This window comes from Anaerocolumna sp. AGMB13020, from assembly GCF_033100115.1.
Classification (GTDB): Bacteria; Bacillota; Clostridia; order Lachnospirales; family Lachnospiraceae; genus Anaerocolumna.
In genome coordinates this window covers 1,198,735-1,214,551 of the sequence record NZ_CP136910.1, presented here as the reverse complement: position 1 = coordinate 1,214,551, position 15,817 = coordinate 1,198,735, and the positions used below count along the sequence as shown (strand labels likewise).

General features: G+C 36.8%; 16 protein-coding genes. All 16 read left to right on the top strand.

Features of this window, described 5'->3' with window-relative positions:
• The first annotated feature begins 527 nt into the window (after positions 1 to 527).
• The 16 genes from R2R35_RS04965 to R2R35_RS04890 all read left to right on the top strand — a co-directional run bounded on the left by R2R35_RS04965 (position 528) and on the right by R2R35_RS04890 (position 15,791).
• Positions 528 to 1,640 (top strand): hypothetical protein, encoded by a 1,113-nt coding sequence (locus R2R35_RS04965; protein WP_317733396.1) that lies wholly within the window; start codon positions 528 to 530, stop codon positions 1,638 to 1,640.
• 21 nt (positions 1,641 to 1,661) lie between these two features.
• Entirely contained in the window at positions 1,662 to 2,300 is a 639-nt protein-coding gene (locus R2R35_RS04960) for a hypothetical protein (protein WP_317733395.1), read from the top strand.
• Positions 2,301 to 2,512: 212 nt separating this feature from the next.
• A complete protein-coding gene (locus tag R2R35_RS04955; RefSeq protein WP_317733394.1) occupies positions 2,513 to 3,379 on the top strand; it encodes an SAF domain-containing protein in 867 nt (288 codons plus the stop codon).
• A 189-nt stretch (positions 3,380 to 3,568) separates the two neighbouring features.
• Complete coding sequence (locus R2R35_RS04950) at positions 3,569 to 4,198, top strand: hypothetical protein (protein ID WP_317733393.1); 630 nt, start codon at positions 3,569 to 3,571, stop codon at positions 4,196 to 4,198.
• A 14-nt stretch (positions 4,199 to 4,212) separates the two neighbouring features.
• Positions 4,213 to 5,037 carry a hypothetical protein gene (locus R2R35_RS04945; protein WP_317733392.1) on the top strand — a complete coding sequence of 275 codons (825 nt, stop codon included), beginning with the start codon at positions 4,213 to 4,215 and terminating at the stop codon, positions 5,035 to 5,037.
• Positions 5,038 to 5,055: 18 nt separating this feature from the next.
• Positions 5,056 to 7,083, top strand: coding sequence for an ATPase, T2SS/T4P/T4SS family (locus R2R35_RS04940; RefSeq protein WP_317733391.1), 2,028 nt, complete (start codon positions 5,056 to 5,058; stop codon positions 7,081 to 7,083).
• A 31-nt stretch (positions 7,084 to 7,114) separates the two neighbouring features.
• Complete coding sequence (locus R2R35_RS04935; RefSeq protein ID WP_317733390.1) at positions 7,115 to 9,184, top strand: hypothetical protein; 2,070 nt, start codon at positions 7,115 to 7,117, stop codon at positions 9,182 to 9,184.
• A 222-nt stretch (positions 9,185 to 9,406) separates the two neighbouring features.
• Positions 9,407 to 10,066 carry a hypothetical protein gene (locus R2R35_RS04930; RefSeq protein WP_317733389.1) on the top strand — a complete coding sequence of 220 codons (660 nt, stop codon included), beginning with the start codon at positions 9,407 to 9,409 and terminating at the stop codon, positions 10,064 to 10,066.
• Between the two features lie 71 nt (positions 10,067 to 10,137).
• Positions 10,138 to 10,659 (top strand): hypothetical protein, encoded by a 522-nt coding sequence (locus R2R35_RS04925; RefSeq protein ID WP_317733388.1) that lies wholly within the window; start codon positions 10,138 to 10,140, stop codon positions 10,657 to 10,659.
• Positions 10,660 to 10,694: 35 nt separating this feature from the next.
• Positions 10,695 to 11,153 (top strand): hypothetical protein, encoded by a 459-nt coding sequence (locus R2R35_RS04920; protein WP_317733387.1) that lies wholly within the window; start codon positions 10,695 to 10,697, stop codon positions 11,151 to 11,153.
• A gap of 11 nt (positions 11,154 to 11,164) precedes the next feature.
• Entirely contained in the window at positions 11,165 to 11,830 is a 666-nt protein-coding gene (locus R2R35_RS04915; protein ID WP_317733386.1) for an InlB B-repeat-containing protein, read from the top strand.
• A gap of 15 nt (positions 11,831 to 11,845) precedes the next feature.
• On the top strand, positions 11,846 to 12,304 hold the full coding sequence (locus R2R35_RS04910; protein WP_317733385.1) for a hypothetical protein: 459 nt from the start codon (positions 11,846 to 11,848) through the stop codon (positions 12,302 to 12,304).
• A gap of 246 nt (positions 12,305 to 12,550) precedes the next feature.
• Positions 12,551 to 12,904: a hypothetical protein gene (locus tag R2R35_RS04905; protein WP_317733384.1), complete on the top strand. Its 354-nt coding sequence runs from the start codon at positions 12,551 to 12,553 to the stop codon at positions 12,902 to 12,904.
• An 18-nt stretch (positions 12,905 to 12,922) separates the two neighbouring features.
• The gene (locus R2R35_RS04900; RefSeq protein WP_317733383.1) at positions 12,923 to 14,242 is read left to right on the top strand and encodes a hypothetical protein; all 1,320 of its coding nucleotides are present in this window, start codon (positions 12,923 to 12,925) and stop codon (positions 14,240 to 14,242) included.
• Positions 14,243 to 14,275: 33 nt separating this feature from the next.
• Positions 14,276 to 15,337, top strand: a complete 1,062-nt coding sequence (locus R2R35_RS04895) for a hypothetical protein (protein WP_317733382.1) — start codon at positions 14,276 to 14,278, stop codon at positions 15,335 to 15,337.
• Positions 15,338 to 15,506: 169 nt separating this feature from the next.
• Positions 15,507 to 15,791 (top strand): hypothetical protein, encoded by a 285-nt coding sequence (locus R2R35_RS04890; protein ID WP_317733381.1) that lies wholly within the window; start codon positions 15,507 to 15,509, stop codon positions 15,789 to 15,791.
• Positions 15,792 to 15,817 lie beyond the last annotated feature (26 nt).

The window sequence follows — 15,817 nt, the reverse complement described above, 5'->3', positions numbered from 1 at the left end:
TAAGTTATATCTTTAAGCTCTTTTATAGAGGGGGATTTCTAAGGATTTTGTCTGATTCAAAAGAGTTATTAACAAAGAAGCATAAGTAGGACTTATATCAAAAGTTATTAAGATGCGAAAAAAAATGTATGTTTTTAAGCTACCTTTATTTGGAATGCTTTCTGTGAATTGAGAGAACAATTAGTAAAGGAATATTACAAGGAATGAAAATACTCAAGCTATTAACTAAATGAAATCTCCCAAAGGTATAGATTCATGTCTACGTAATTTATTGACACGAGTCCAGACTCAGAAATGAGACATTAACATGAATCCCCCTCGGGACAGATAGGGTTTCTTACTCTTGCTGCAAAAAGTCTATAGGACTTAAATCAATGCAGCAGGAGTTAGATACCCTATCTGTCCCGTTTTTTTGTATCATAGTGCAGTTTTCTTCAATTTCTGCCTGAAATATCCCGTTATAGAGGAGAATAGAAAAATATTCTATCATATTAAAAATAAAACAACTGAAAAGGTGAGTAGTTGCAATGTATAAAAAAATTCGGATTTTTCTAACAATGCTGCTTCTGGCAGTATTAATTCCAATAAAAGTGTATGCCGAAGATGCATACACTACAGATGATCTGCGAGAATTGATGGGGATGAACAGATTAACGGACGATGATTCCATGACAGAGATCAAAGGTATATTAAGTACCTGCTATAAGCAGAAAGAATGGAATGAACTGGTCCTGGCACTGGGTGACATTGACGAGGTGCAGTTGAAAGAGTTCAAAGAAACAGAAGATGCCTGGTATCAGGCAAAAGATATTTTGGAAGAAGATTTCAGCAGTAATAAACCCATAGAAATTATTCTGGATGATTATGTGGAATATGAAACGGCAGCATCTCTCAGAACGGTATATACAGAAAAGAATTCTTTTGAATTATCTCTAATCGATGATGCTGATATCGAAGCTAAAATAGCATATGCCAATTCTTTACTAAGCGCTGTAAAGGATTATACCAATATCGGAGTAATCGGTAATAATATGGAATCTTTCACAAAGGATAAGTTAATGGTATTAATACCTTTTGGAAAATCTATTTCCATTGAGAGCGGAAAGAAACAAACAAATGACGGGCTTACTGTTTCCATCCAGCAGCAGCATAAGGTTTATTCCCAGTTTAATGGAAAGGTAACGTCTGTTACCTCGGATTCTGTGACTGTAAGAACCGGTAGTTCCATTGAAATTGAATATACAGGTATTCAGCCATTGGTAGAAACAAAACAAAAAGTTAAACAATATAACACACTTGGAAAAACAAAAAGTAAAACTATGACGGTCAGATTTAAACTGAATACGGTATATTTTGATCCACTTTTATTGTATGGCACAAGGAGCATTGCCTGGTATGAACAATGGCAAAATGCGAATCCTGGCTGCACGATTGAAAAAAGTGATTATTCCCATTTACAGGATAAGCTGTCAGAAAATGCATCAGTAAATGCCTCTGACCTGAATCAGGCCGGAGCTATGACGGATAAAGATGGTACGGCAGCACCAATAATTATCCAAGGGGATAACCATTACAGTGATACTCCCGACAATATAATAACAGAAACGACAGAACCCGGAATTATTGTAAATGGTGAATAACGGGAGGGAGAGGAGAGCGTTATGAAAAGTAAATTGCATATTACCAAAAAGCAAATAGTTATATTTGTTTTATTACTAATACTGCTAATCATATCAATAATTACAATTTCACGTAAATCGAATAAAAGTCAGGAGGTTATAAAAGAGGAAAGTATGAATGATTACATAGTTACAGAGTCGTTTACGGAAAAAAGCGGAGAAGTAGCAAAAAGTTATGAGAGTCGTTATTATTCGGGAGAGAAGAAAACATATCTGATTCTTAGAGAAGAAAAGAATGTAAGGACAGATACCGTCCTGAATGAAATTGAGACGGATTTTACAAGGGAAATCAGTGGTTTGATTCTTAGCAGCACCTATAATGTTGAATTTGATACTCTTGAAAAATATGCAGATGCTTCCGGATTTATCTATAAGTGCAGAATAGAGGAAAGCAGAGAATTTTTAAGCAATGAAGCTTTAAGCGGAAAAGTAAGGTTTCTCCATGAAGCTCCGTCTTACTTTGAATGTTATATTGAGAAAAAGGATGGAAGTATCATGAGAGGTTTGCTCTTATATGATGCTGATATGAAAAAAGGAACACTTATTTACAGGCAATGTAATAGTGACATCAATATTCCTACGGTGTTTGATATGGTTACTATAGTTGAGACCGGTGATTAACAGTAATTGGACAACATTTAAAAATTATCTGTCATATTATTGGTATAACAAAGATTTCAAAGCTTTATGGACGAAACAAATATTACGGACAATAGGAAGGAGGTATCCCGTAGATTCATTTTACGGTGATAACAGTTATGTACTCAAAGAAAAAATATTTTATAATGGCTACGGTGCTTGTAGTGTTGCTGGCGGCTGCAGGAGTGTTTATTATGAAGAAAAACTATGATAATATCATTGCCCGCAGGGAGGATGAAATAAACAACCTGCAGCAGCAGCTCGATGAAATAGGGGAACTGGTTACCGTTTATCAGCTGAATACGAGTGCAAAGAGCGGAACACAGATGCAGGATTTTCAATTTTCTATGATAGAGGTTCCGGAATATTCATTGCCTCAGAATGCAGTTATCTCGTTGGAAGATATAGAAGGATACTATTATAAAATATCTTTGAGCAGCGGCACAATCGTAACTTCCGATATGTTAATGCAACAGAAATTAACGGATGACGAAAGAACCTTGGATGTGGTATTGGACGAGATACCGATTGGAATTGAAATCGGTGATTACGTGGATATTCGTATTGCTTTTCCACTGGGACAGGATTTCATAGCCATGACGCATAAAGAAGTAGTGGAAATAAACGGGTCAACCTTAAAGTTGATAGTGTCTCAGCAGGATTTTTACGCTTACCAGTCCATGCAGACAGATGAAGCCTTATATTCCAGTACAAAGGCTTATGGCTCTACCTATATAGAGGGTGGGGTGCAGGCAGCGGCGCAGCAGTACTATCCGGTTAGTCTGGATGTTTTAAAGACAATGCTTTTAGATCCTAACATTGATACCTCCGATTACAGTGATGTTTTAAAGAGAAGAGAGCAGTTGGAAGCGCAGCTGACCAGTTCTGATAAGGTTACCATTAATGAGAAAGTAACAGGCGGAAAACAGACCCTGGCAGACAAATTTAAAGAAGCAAAAGATGACTATGATGCTTTACAGGCCCAGAAGCAGGCAGAAGCAGACTATCAGGCACAAAATCAGACTCAGGATACTGAGAGCAGTTCTTCGGACAGTAATTAAAAGCTATTGCCATAAGCAGGGGTGTACATACGGATTGTCCGACGTTTTGTACATCACCTGTTTCATTTTATTACCTGGCAAGGAGAGCGGGTCAAACGTTAAGAATAAATAATTTACCTATTGATGGCTGATAGAGTAAGTGCATCAGGGATACAGACAGGAGTCGTAGTAAAAGGAGAATATAATTGTATGATTAAAATAGCTATAACGGGCAAAGCCGATAAAAGAATCTTGGCATACCCATTCATGAGAGCATGCTCCATAGCCGGTCGAACCAGCGTTATTACGGATGATACGGCTTATAAGAGATTATATGCCGGAACAGAAAATCAAGGTGTAATTGAAGGAATAAAAATACATATATTACCTCATTTATCGGAGCAAAGCCTTGCAGAGATTGAAGAGCAGGAAATAAACCAGGAGACGGAATATCTTATCTATATATCAGATACTTATTATCCCAAAGATGCAGGTCATATTTTGATGCTTTGTGAGTATAATAGTACCTTTATGGGGAATAGTATGGAAGATATCATAGAGGAGCAGGAAAATGTTACTTTTGGGACCCTGACCCTGACCCCCCGGAAGAATAAGTCTGTTATACCAAAGGGGATACCGTTTCATCAGATAATCTGGAAGCCGGAGTACTCCATTTACTTATTCCAGACAGAAGAGCTTCGGCAACTGCAGCCGTTAAAGGATAAACTGATTTCTGCTTTTCTGGTTAATGCCTTTGCCGGAATACTTGATATAAAACCGACAACCTTTTACGATTTGTTAAAAAGAAAGAGATATGCCTTTACGAAAAAAGAGAAATGAAAGGAATACAAATCATGAATATATCAGTAATTTCACCACATATTAACGGGAATGGGAATACTACTGTGGCAGCTTTATTGGCTTTTGAGCTGGCATCCCGTAATAAAAGTGTCTGCCTGACACACGTAACCAGTAAATCGGAGTCCATGTTTCCTTATTTAGGTTTTGAAGAGACAGATGACCAGACCAATAACCCTCTTCAGCTTATAAACCTCATAAGAGAAGGAGGGCTTAGAAGAGATGATATTGGTAATTATTGCAGAGAAGTAACAGAGAAACTGGATTTATTCAGCCTTGATACATTTCTTACTAAGAGCGGGAAGGAAGCAAACGTTAATCAGGAGCAGATGCAGACGGTACTCTCATTTATCTGTAAAGAATTTCCTCATGATTATGTTGTCTTTGACATAGATGAAAATGACCTGGAAAAAGAGAATGTCAAACTGGTGCTTGCTCATACGGATTGCCTGATTTTCGTACTAACACAGTCTGTAACAGAGCTAAAAAGATTTACAGCACAAAAGAATAAAATACAAAAACACACAGCAAATATTCCTAACCTGGTTGTGGTTAATAAATATTGCGACATTATCGGTAACCTGAAAGATACGGCAGGAATCCTTGGAATCAAAAGACCGAATAAATGGTATCAGCTGAGGTTCAATCAATGGATTCCTTATTGTGCGAACAGAGGACAATTTAAATATCTGGCGGAACAGATTCAAAAGAGAAATGCAGATGTTATAGAATTGGATTCTGATATTAAACACCTGGTCAGCGGGGTACAGAGTATTAAACAGGCAACCAGAGAAGAAAAAAGAAGGGTTAGGAGTTATTAAAAAGGGGAGGCATAAAATATGAGTAACTTCAATCTTGGATTAGCTTCCATTATAGTTATTACACTAATACTTTTTTTTCTGTACATACGTGCGAAAGCTAAAAAACAGGTTGTGATAGAAGAAGATTTATCTACCTTTGATGAAGTCTTAGATGCCCTAAAAATCTATATTGTTAATCTGACAAAAGAGGATTCCATTAGCAGTCAGGAATCAGATGAAGATTTAAAGCGTCTTGTGAAAAGAAAGGCTCAGAGAAAAGAAGCCTTAAAAAACTCAGTTTACGGCATCGACAGTGCGAAGCTGATGGTAAAAGAAATGATTCATACATTTCTGACTGAACATATGAAGCCTGAAAAAATCAGACAGATTGTAGGACTTGATAAGGAAAGTGAACCTAATACCAATACCATGTTTGAAATCATTATGTACAAATATAAAAAACTGTATGGCAGGGATGCATTAACAAAATGGATTCTTGAAAATAGTTTTTATAAAGAAAGACCGGCTGTTGGTATAGGAAGTGAAAATGATACCGCCTATTATATAACAAAAGCAGATTTGGAAGGAAGTTACTTTGCATTGGAGTACCATTTAACCGATGATGAAGTCACAGATATATTTACCACTCTTTTATACCAGTCATATAAAGGCTTTGGTTGTATTGATACATTGTCAGAGATGAATATTAACGGATACAATGTGGGTGTTTCCGGCTCAGTTATGGATGCCATTAATGTGAATTACGGACAGTCAGAGGAGGAAGAAGATAATGAGGCGTTCAGTGAAGCCACAAATGCTTTATGGTTGTATTACAGGGGTTCTTATATTCACCTCCAATTCCTTGATTTCGGCTCGGAAGATGAAGTGAGACGAGTAATCCAGCTGCTGATTCGATGGAACTCGCCCGGTCCGCTGTCTGCAAAACGAGGATATCTGGTAAATACCATGCAGGATAAATCCCGTATCCTGGCAGTAAGACCTCCTGCCGGTGAAATGTGGGCTGCTTTTGTACGAAAATTTACACTGGATATCATTTCGCCGGAAGCACTTATTATAAAGCCTGGGGTTACAGACGGTGAAATTGCAATCCGCCTCATTGAATTTTTAATGAGAGGTCAGATAACTACTGCCGTTACTGGGCGTCAGGGTTCTGGTAAGACGACCCTTATGAAAGCGATAATCGCATATATGGATCCACGCTATAATATCCGTGTATTGGAAATGGCACCGGAAATGTATCTGCGTGAAATTTATCCGAATAGAAATATTTATTCTGTTCAGGAAACAGATACTGTCTCGGCAGAATCTCTTCAGGATGCGCTGAAAAAATCCGACTCCGCTATTACGATTATCGGAGAAGTTGCTACCGATCCGGTAGCGGCACGTATGATTCAGCTGGCCATGACCGGTTCCTTGTATACCCTGTTTTCCCACCATGCAAATGAAGCAAAGGATCTTGTACTGACATTAAGAAACTCATTGGTGAATGCCGGCGGTTTTGATAATATGACAACAGCTGAAAAGCAGGTAACCGATGTTCTAAAAATAAATGTACACCTGGATTTTACACCTGAAGGGAAGCGTTATATCAAGCGTATAACGGAAATCACTCAATTGGATGAAGGGGTACCGTATCCGGAATATAATCAGGACAAGGCAGCGGATGAATTAAAATATGATCTGGATAAAGAGTATTATACCAGGCAGACTGACCGTATATCCTTTTCTACCAGAGATATCATGGTTTATGACACAGATACGGATACCTATCTGCCGAAGGAAGATTTCAGTGATGGTCTGAGAGATAAAATCAGAGGAGCACTCTCTAAGAAAGAGCGGGAGGAATTTGACAAATTCATGGCTTATTATTGGAAGGGCGAAAGTGTTGAAGATTACCATGGAGTGGCCAGAAAAGTAGCTTATGATGAAACTGCCAAATTCGAGAATGCAAAAGAAGCGGAAGAAAATGCAGTTGACTTTAATTCAGCGGTTGCCTTCTTAAGCAGCCGAAGCCTGGTTGCCCAGCAGTTCAATATGGGAGAATAAAGGCAATGTACAATAGGAGGCTGAGAAAACAATGAAATATTTATCAGAAATAATGACTTCTCCTGTTATGATTGCCGGTTTGGTAATTTTAGTATTAACCTTTATCGCAGGGGCAGTTATATTATGGCTTGCCAAACAAAAAACAAATTATAAAAAGCAAACAAAACAAGAAGCTTTTTATTGTTGTTTGTATGAAGAATACAAAAAGATTCCCGTTCTAAAAACATACATTAGAGTAATGACGAAGAAGCTTTCCTCCATGTCTGTATACAGTAAAAATGAAGTCAAAGCTATTTTGTCAAAATATCTGACAGCCACCATTGCCTGTGTTGCTGCAACAGTTTCAGTTGCACTGATTATATTCAGTGATATTACCAGCGTAATTTTATGCGGGGTATTGGCATATATCCTCCTGACAACAATGCTGGAAAAACGAATGGAGCGTATTAACTATATCGTATATACACAGTTAAAGTATGCAATGGAATCCATTCGACTTGAATATATGAGATGCAATGATGTGGTCGAATCCCTTGAGACGGCTACGTATGGGAATCGGATCGCTAAAATAATGGAGAATATTCATAGTGTTCTTATTTCTACACATGGGGAATTAAGGTTGAAGGAGTTTTTTGAAACAACGCCCTTTAAACCTATCCAAACCCTGGCATATGTCTGCTATTCCATTAATAATACAGGGGATGAATACGATGCGGAAGGGAATTCGACTTTTATATCCACCTTGCTGATTATGAACAAGGACATTAATCAGGAATTGGAAAGACAGGACTACCAGTTTATGAAGTTTGGTAAACTGGAGTATCTGACATTAATACCAATACCCTGTATCCCGTTTGTTCAGTGGTTCCTTCTAAAGTATATGCCAGGAACTTCTATTATTATAGAGGGTATAGCAGGTTACCTCATCAGAATATTTATCATAGTTGCCTGTATTTATTGTTATGATTATATATCCAAAGCTAATAGCATGCATGTAGTAAAGGAAGATGACAGGATTTTATTTATTTATAATCTCTTAAAGAATAGAAGAATATATCACTTTATTAAAAACATTACTCCGAAGAACCGGAAACGAAGGATTTTGAAGCAAAGGCTGGAAAATGCTTTTTCAAAGAAATCAATTGAAGAGTTTTATGTTGAAAAACTTCTATATGCTGTTGTTATTTTTTGTTTTGTTCTTTTGTTGTTTTTTAGTGCAACAATTGCCGGCAGGAACTACATGCTTCATTATACAGGTTCCTTATCGATGATATCTGATGAGAAAGAATATAAGGATAAAAACGGAGAACCATTATATACACAGGAAGAATTGCTTAAGATGGATCTGACTTATATTGGTTTAAGGGACAGAGGTAAATTTAATTTTGAACGGATGAAAGGGACTTTAAAGGAAACGGAACAGGAAGAATTGACCCAACTGATCAGGGGAACCATGCCTGACATTAATAATTTACAGGTAGAAGATCAGAAAACAAGGCTCGCCAAAAAATATGACTGGCTGCAAAAAGTTCATTTCTATTGGTATTACATTAACATCGCTTTTGTCATAGCAGTAGTTGGTTATTTTTTACCAAATATAACACTGAGAAAACGAAACAGCTTCCTGAAGGAAGAAGAGGAGGAGGAGTTCCTGCAGTTGCAGACAATCATGACCATTCTAATGTCAATGAATTGTGATACCATGGAGGCCCTGGAGCATCTAACCCAAATATCAACCATACATAAGGACATGTTGACCTACTGTTATCAGGGGTATGCCTCCAATCCAATTGCAGAATTGAATACAATGATTGAAAAAACGCCGATTCCGGATTTTAAACGTTTTATCGAGAAGATGAAAATGACGGTAGATGAATTATCACTGAAAGAAGCTTTTATTGATCTGATACAAAACAGGGAGCATTTGTGCAATACCCGTGATGAAGTACTAAAAAATAACATTGATGACCGCCGGAACAAATGCGGACAAAGGGCGAAAATGCCGTTTATGATGACATTGATTCTACTCTTTGTATTTCCTCTGATGTATATGGGATTTACAGAAATGATGTCTGGTATCAATGAACTGCAGAATATATAAAAGAAAAAGTTGTAATTTGGTAAAACAGTGTAAAAGTTAAAAATTAAGTTCAAAAAATCGGAGAAAAAATACAGTTTTAAAAAAACTCTATCATATTAACTATAGAATTACAAACAAAACAAACCGGTCTTAACATCAGTAGCCGGTCCGGTTATTATTACTTCCCAGGATAATAACTTATATCTGCAAAAAAATTAAACAAAAGAAAGGAATGATGATATTATGGCAGGAATGGGAGACGAGAGTATTGACCTATCGAAACTTGGAACGGCATTATTTGCCTTTGGCTTTGTTTTGGTAATCGGTCTTACAATTTTTACAGTTGGTAAATCTATAACAAATTCAGGTGCTGATAAGGTAACGACTCAGCTGAATACGGTGGAGCAATCGGAGTTTGAAGATTATGACCAGCAGACAGTATTGGGTACAAAAGTAAAAGCAGCTTACTCAAATTTTGAGGGTAAACCATTTGCAATTGTAATTGCAACAAGAAGTATGGTGGATAATGTAAATTCTGCTACCAGTTGTCCAGGACTAGATATGTCGGGCACAGTTGATGGTAAGGATAGAGTAAAACGGATAAATGTTGATGGATTATCTGCAACTAATAGTAAAGGAGATCCTGTTACAAAATTCTGGGGTGTCAATTATAATGCAGTATTGGAACTGGCTGATCTTAAAATGGAAAATGGAGCATTTCAAACACAAGGGACTTTTCTAACAGATAACAGTACTATTCAATATTACAATCAGGTATCTAACATGCGTAAGCAAGGTCAAGGAGAATTTATACCTACAGGTGCCAAGTATATGTCTACCTTAATCAAGGACTCTACCGGTTCTACTTGCGGTGTTGTATTTGTTCAGACATCATCTAACTAAGACGCTGTGTACAATAAAGAATGGGTTGGGAAGTCAGTTGTTCCCAACTCGTTTTTTTAAGGAGTGGTTGTATGACAAGAGAAACACTGGAGGAAATGATTACTATCGGTGTTGAATTTTTAACTATTGCTGTATTTTTGATTTTTGTCGTTAACTTTGTAGGGATAAAAAATGATTTTGCCGAAGTTAAAAACAATAAGATTGTAACTGCTCATAATATCAGGCAGTATCGGGAATTTGGTAAATATGAAACCGGCTATTCAGATATATCCGACGATGCAGCTTATAAAAGCGAGTGTCTGTACGCCGATGATGTTGTAGAAGCTATAAGAAATTATAGGGATGGAAGTATTGAAATTTACGTGGATATACCAAATGCTTCAGGAAAATACATTCATTTGACCAGAAAGGATGCGGAAGATAATCCTTCAGATTATAGCATGGAAGCATTAATGTCAGCCGACAGAGGGATTGATATGAATGCACTGTTTCATCCTTATCTGATTTACAACGGAGATGATGTTAAAAACAGAACATTCTATGAAAATCGCTTTTCCGGAACTGTCACTGGTATTGCTTTTATCAGATATTAATGTAGTTATCATTTTAGAAAGGCACAGGTAATCTTATGAGAAGAGAAGAATTACAGGATGTTATCAGATTGGCAGTAAATATGGCAGCCATGGGTATATTCTGCATAATCCTGTTCTTCTTATCGATAACTGCCAGGCATTTATACAACCGGGAAGCATGGATTATCAATCAGGGTGAATTGCTGCGTAATGAAGCAACAGATTATTTATTTGAACATGGTGAGAATGTATCCGGTAATGATATTGTTGAATTCATTCTAAAGCATGACAACCAATATGATTATTATATAACGATAGATGCCAAGACCTTTCCAATAACAAATGATCTTTATCTTTCATATCTTCAGAATCCGGGACTGGCAGAGTTTCCTACGATTTTGTGGACACAGGATTACCTTGTAAATAAAGTAATGAAAGACAATATCTATGATAATTTCCTGGTTACCATCGATAAAAGTAAATTAAGAAAAATATACAGGTTTGAAGCACAATAGGAGGAGGACAGATGCAGCGTGGATTTGGGTATGAAGGCATTGATGTAGTTAAAATCGGTGTAATGATGGGTTTCATCTCGATATTGCTTGTTTATGTTATATATGGCATTAATGTTGGGAAGCAGATGGGAGACAAAGTTTATACAACGATGGCAGATGCGGAATTAGAAACCAACAATGCCAATCTGAGATCATTGTCTTACAGCAAAGTTATATTACCGACTGCTGCAGTATATTCACTGACACAGTATAATTCTACAGAAATTCATGACCTGACCTGCTTTATATGTGATGATGTACATGGTAAATATGAATTAATCAGTGACAGTCCGTGTCTGCTGGAGCATCTTCAGGGCAGGGTCAAGCTGGAAACCATATATGATGAAATGTTAGGGCAGTACCATTTGTTTATCTATCCCTATTCCTACACAGTAAAGTTTGATGCAAATGGCGGTAGTGGGCGTATGGCCAGCCAGGAGTTCATCTATGATGATTATACCGGCAGTACCTCGGGTAAAGGACAGTCATTGACAAAGAATACTTATTACAAGCAAGGATATAATTTTGCAGGCTGGTCCATAACAAAAGGAGGAAATGTCACTTACACCAATGGACAAAAAGTGGAAAATCTTGTTTTGTTTGGAGAATTTACCTTATATGCCGTCTGGACACAATAGAAGGAGAGCCGATATATGGAAAACGAAGCAATGGAAGTCCTGGACATAGGGATTCTGATGATAGTCTTAGCACTTTGCATTGTTACAGGAGTCTCATCTACCTTTATGACCAATAAAAGAGCTTATGGATATAACGAAGCCTATATGCAGGATAAAAATACAACAATTAAGAACAATGCATATGTCTTAACCGAATACGGAGCCTATGATGCAAGTCTTTCGAAAGCAGAGCTGATGCTGATTACACAGATACAGGATTCAAATATGCCGGCTCCCAAGAGTCTTAAGGTACATGGAACCCAGTTTAATATTGATTACACTTATAAAGAATATCTTACAATATATGGTCAATATATGGCTGGTGCCATTCTGGACGATGATAAGGATACAAGGTATATAATTACATATGAATATGAGACCGATGATAAAGGAAAAACAAAAAATTCCTTTTTTAATTTTGCGGTAACAAATTGAAATGACAATAATGCTGCTGACATAAAGGAGATATAGCGCTTATTACTGCCCTATGTGAAATTTATGAAAATGCCAGAGCTGGTCAGAGGAAGTACCGTCACAAAGGTGAAGGAGAAAGGAGGAAGATACTCGGGCTTGGAGTGTCAAATATAAATGAAAGGTTTTTTATCAAGAATAATTTCTCTAATTTTAGTTTTTTTTATGTTAATCCTAGCCCCGCTGGTGAATTCCTACTGCGTCACCGAGATGGAAAACCGACGTCAACTATTAAATGAAGTAACAAGTTTTTTAGATGTGATAACGGACAAAAAGTCGATAACCAATGATGACTTAAATGAATTCTATCTCAAGGTTTCATCTTACGGTATGGTACTTGATGTGCAGATTAACAGGCTTGTTAAGACTGCTACCTTGGAGAAGGACGGAAATGTTAATACAACATATATTGCAGCTGATGATATCAGCCTGTTAAACCAAAGAGATGTAGTTCAGATTAAACTGGTTGAAAAATCGGAATCAGCATATCAGAAAATATTAAGCTTATTTATCGGAGTGGATGATGAAAATTATTCCTTGACGATGGCCAAAATGGTACACTAAATAATGGGAGGATACGATATGAAAAAAAACAGTTTTACTGCTAAAATAACGGGACTTTTCCTATGCCTTGCTATCATATTTACGATAAATCCGCAAAAAGTACAGGCAGATATTTCTCCCTCAACGGAGATGCCAATTACCTATACGACCTCAGTGGATAATTTGCAGTATCCGGCTACCGATCAGTTTATAGCTTTTGTAGGTATATCAGGAGTTGGCAAGGTTGTTATCAAGGAACCTACTGTCGTAAAGGCATATCTGAATTGGAAAACTGCGGAGGTGACTAATCCGGTTATCTGGTTTTCCAGAGATATAAAAGGAATTGACCTGGTAGGGTCCCAGGCAACTCTTACAACTGAAAAAAATTATCATTTGATTTTACTGGATGCCGGAACTTATTATTTCAACTATTCCTTAAAAGCAGTCAATAATAATTATTCCTATGTTGCTACTACCGTAGGTGCCTGTATAATCGGTCAAACTGCTAATAGCACGGAACGTGTCTTTGCATCCTCAAAAGTAAACCCTAATATCATTTCCTTTAATAAAGCTGAGACCGGTTTTCTAAGTGTTACTGCTCCTATAGATTATTACCGGTTTGATATAACGGAGCCAAGTATCGTAACCATCCGTTTTAATTTCAAGGATTTAAAGGATATCAATTTAAGTGGTTCCGCCTGTGTATTAAAGAATTCGATGGATGCCAATATCGTTGAGCAGACTTACAATTCTCAGGGAGCTGACTATAATACCATAACGAGAGTATTGGAAACAGGAACATACTATATTACTATGAAGGGGAGTACAACAATTACCTCCTTAGAAGTAAAGAAGACACCTTATGTTTTAGATGCCTGGAAAAATATAACTTCACTTACAAAAGGAGATGTCAGGATAACGTTGGATATCCCTTTTGAATATTCAGAACTTCTGGTTACAAAGGGTATTATTCCAAAAGCCCAGATCAATGACTATTATACCTGGTCGACTTATAATAGCGATGTTACGAAAGCGTTAACCGGGAAGAGTTATTTGGCCACCTCCAATGGCACGTATACATTCCGGATACGTGATTATCTTGGGAATTATTTATTGTATGCAGTGAAAGTATCAAATATTGATAAAACAGCACCGGCAGTTACCGGGGTCGCTAATGGAAAGACTTATAAAACAACAAAAACCATTAAGTTCAGTGATAAGCAATCCGGTATTAAAAGTGCAAAATTAAACAATAAGACGATAAAGAATGGAACGAAGATATCTGCAAAAGGATCGTACACTCTGGTAGTAACCGATAAAGTAGGAAATTCAAAAACAATAAAATTCAAAATAAAATAACAGAAGATGTAAAGCAGAAAGGAGCTGTGCACCATGAAAAACTGGCTTATGATATTTAATTTCGTTGCATTATGCTGTCTGCTTGTTATGCTTACGACATTTTATATACAATTGGAAACTGCTACAACGGAGTACGATACGGACAGGTTGTCAAAAGCAATAGAGTATTCAGGGGAAATGGCCTTCCATTATTCTCTGGCAAGTGTAAACAGTGAACTTTCCTATCAGGACATGAACCAGACAACGCTCAGCCCCAATTTGTGTCTGCCTGCCTTTGAAGAAATGATGTGTATGAATTACAATATGTCTTTATATGAAGATAATTTAAAATATATAGAAGACAGTATTGCAACAGCAATATTGGCTACAAATGATGGTTATTATATAACCCTTATGTCTGAGGTTAACGAGACGGGGGAGGCGCATAGCAATACATTTGAATTTAACTGGTCTCCTAAACTGCCCTATACGATTAAGACCTTTGATGATAATGACAAACTGGCATCTGAAATAGCGGTATGTCTGGGATCAGAAAAATGGATAAGAGTTAATGCAAATACAATGGCTATGACAAGCGGTACTGCTTATGCAGATATAGGCAGTATTAAAACAACCCCCAGTGAAGGCGGTGTACCGAGTCAAAGTATGTCCTTAAGCAAAGAAACCGTTTCAAGAGCAATAAATACCAGGATAACGAATGCCATTACACAGAATATTGATGCCATTGCAGAACTGAGAAGCGACAAGGATTATACAGTATATATTCCCTCTGCTCAGACCTCCAGCGGACTGAATAAAATTGACAGCCCAAGCCTAATACTGATTATGAAGGATGTAGATTTTTCAGGACAGGCTAAGGTTAGAAATGCTCAGATCTCAGGACTGAAGGTTATTAAAAAAGTACATGTAATTGGATACCTTGATAGTAATAATAAGAAAAAATATTGTTATGAATCTCAAATTGAGGACAGTAACCTGGTCCAGCTTCAGGCAGTTGCCTATTTTGGAAGTGTGGAGGAAGCCGCGAAAGCCGGATACACGCCTGATTACAATTATATCTTCAATAAAATTGATACTACCTATAAGACACAATAGTGATAATTAAAGTAAGAAAGCTCCTTCACTTCTCGGCATAAACTGCCTGAAAGTGAAGGAGCTTTTTGCAATTGAAAGGTTAGTAGGTTTTTATCCGATTAATCGACATTATTATTTCGTTTTCTGTCATATTAAGTATATTGAAAAATAGTTGGAGGACATAACAAAAATGCATGATTTGCAAACTTTACAAAAGGATTTTAATTTACATAATTTATTAGTTGTTATTCGGCTTTTTTATGGCTATTTTGTTATCGCTGCTATCTTGGTAACAATAATCTGGCTGGTAAGATATATCAACAGCCATGAACCAACAGGTATTAAAATCACCGAAATGTTTGATGAAAGAGGGAAAAAAAGATCCCCCTTAAATTTAAAACCAGTATTTATAGCCATATCCATCATAGTTGTTTTAATCCTGATTTATTTTATATTATTGTTTGTTAATATATAAATTTATGTTTTGTTTTGTTTTTTAAA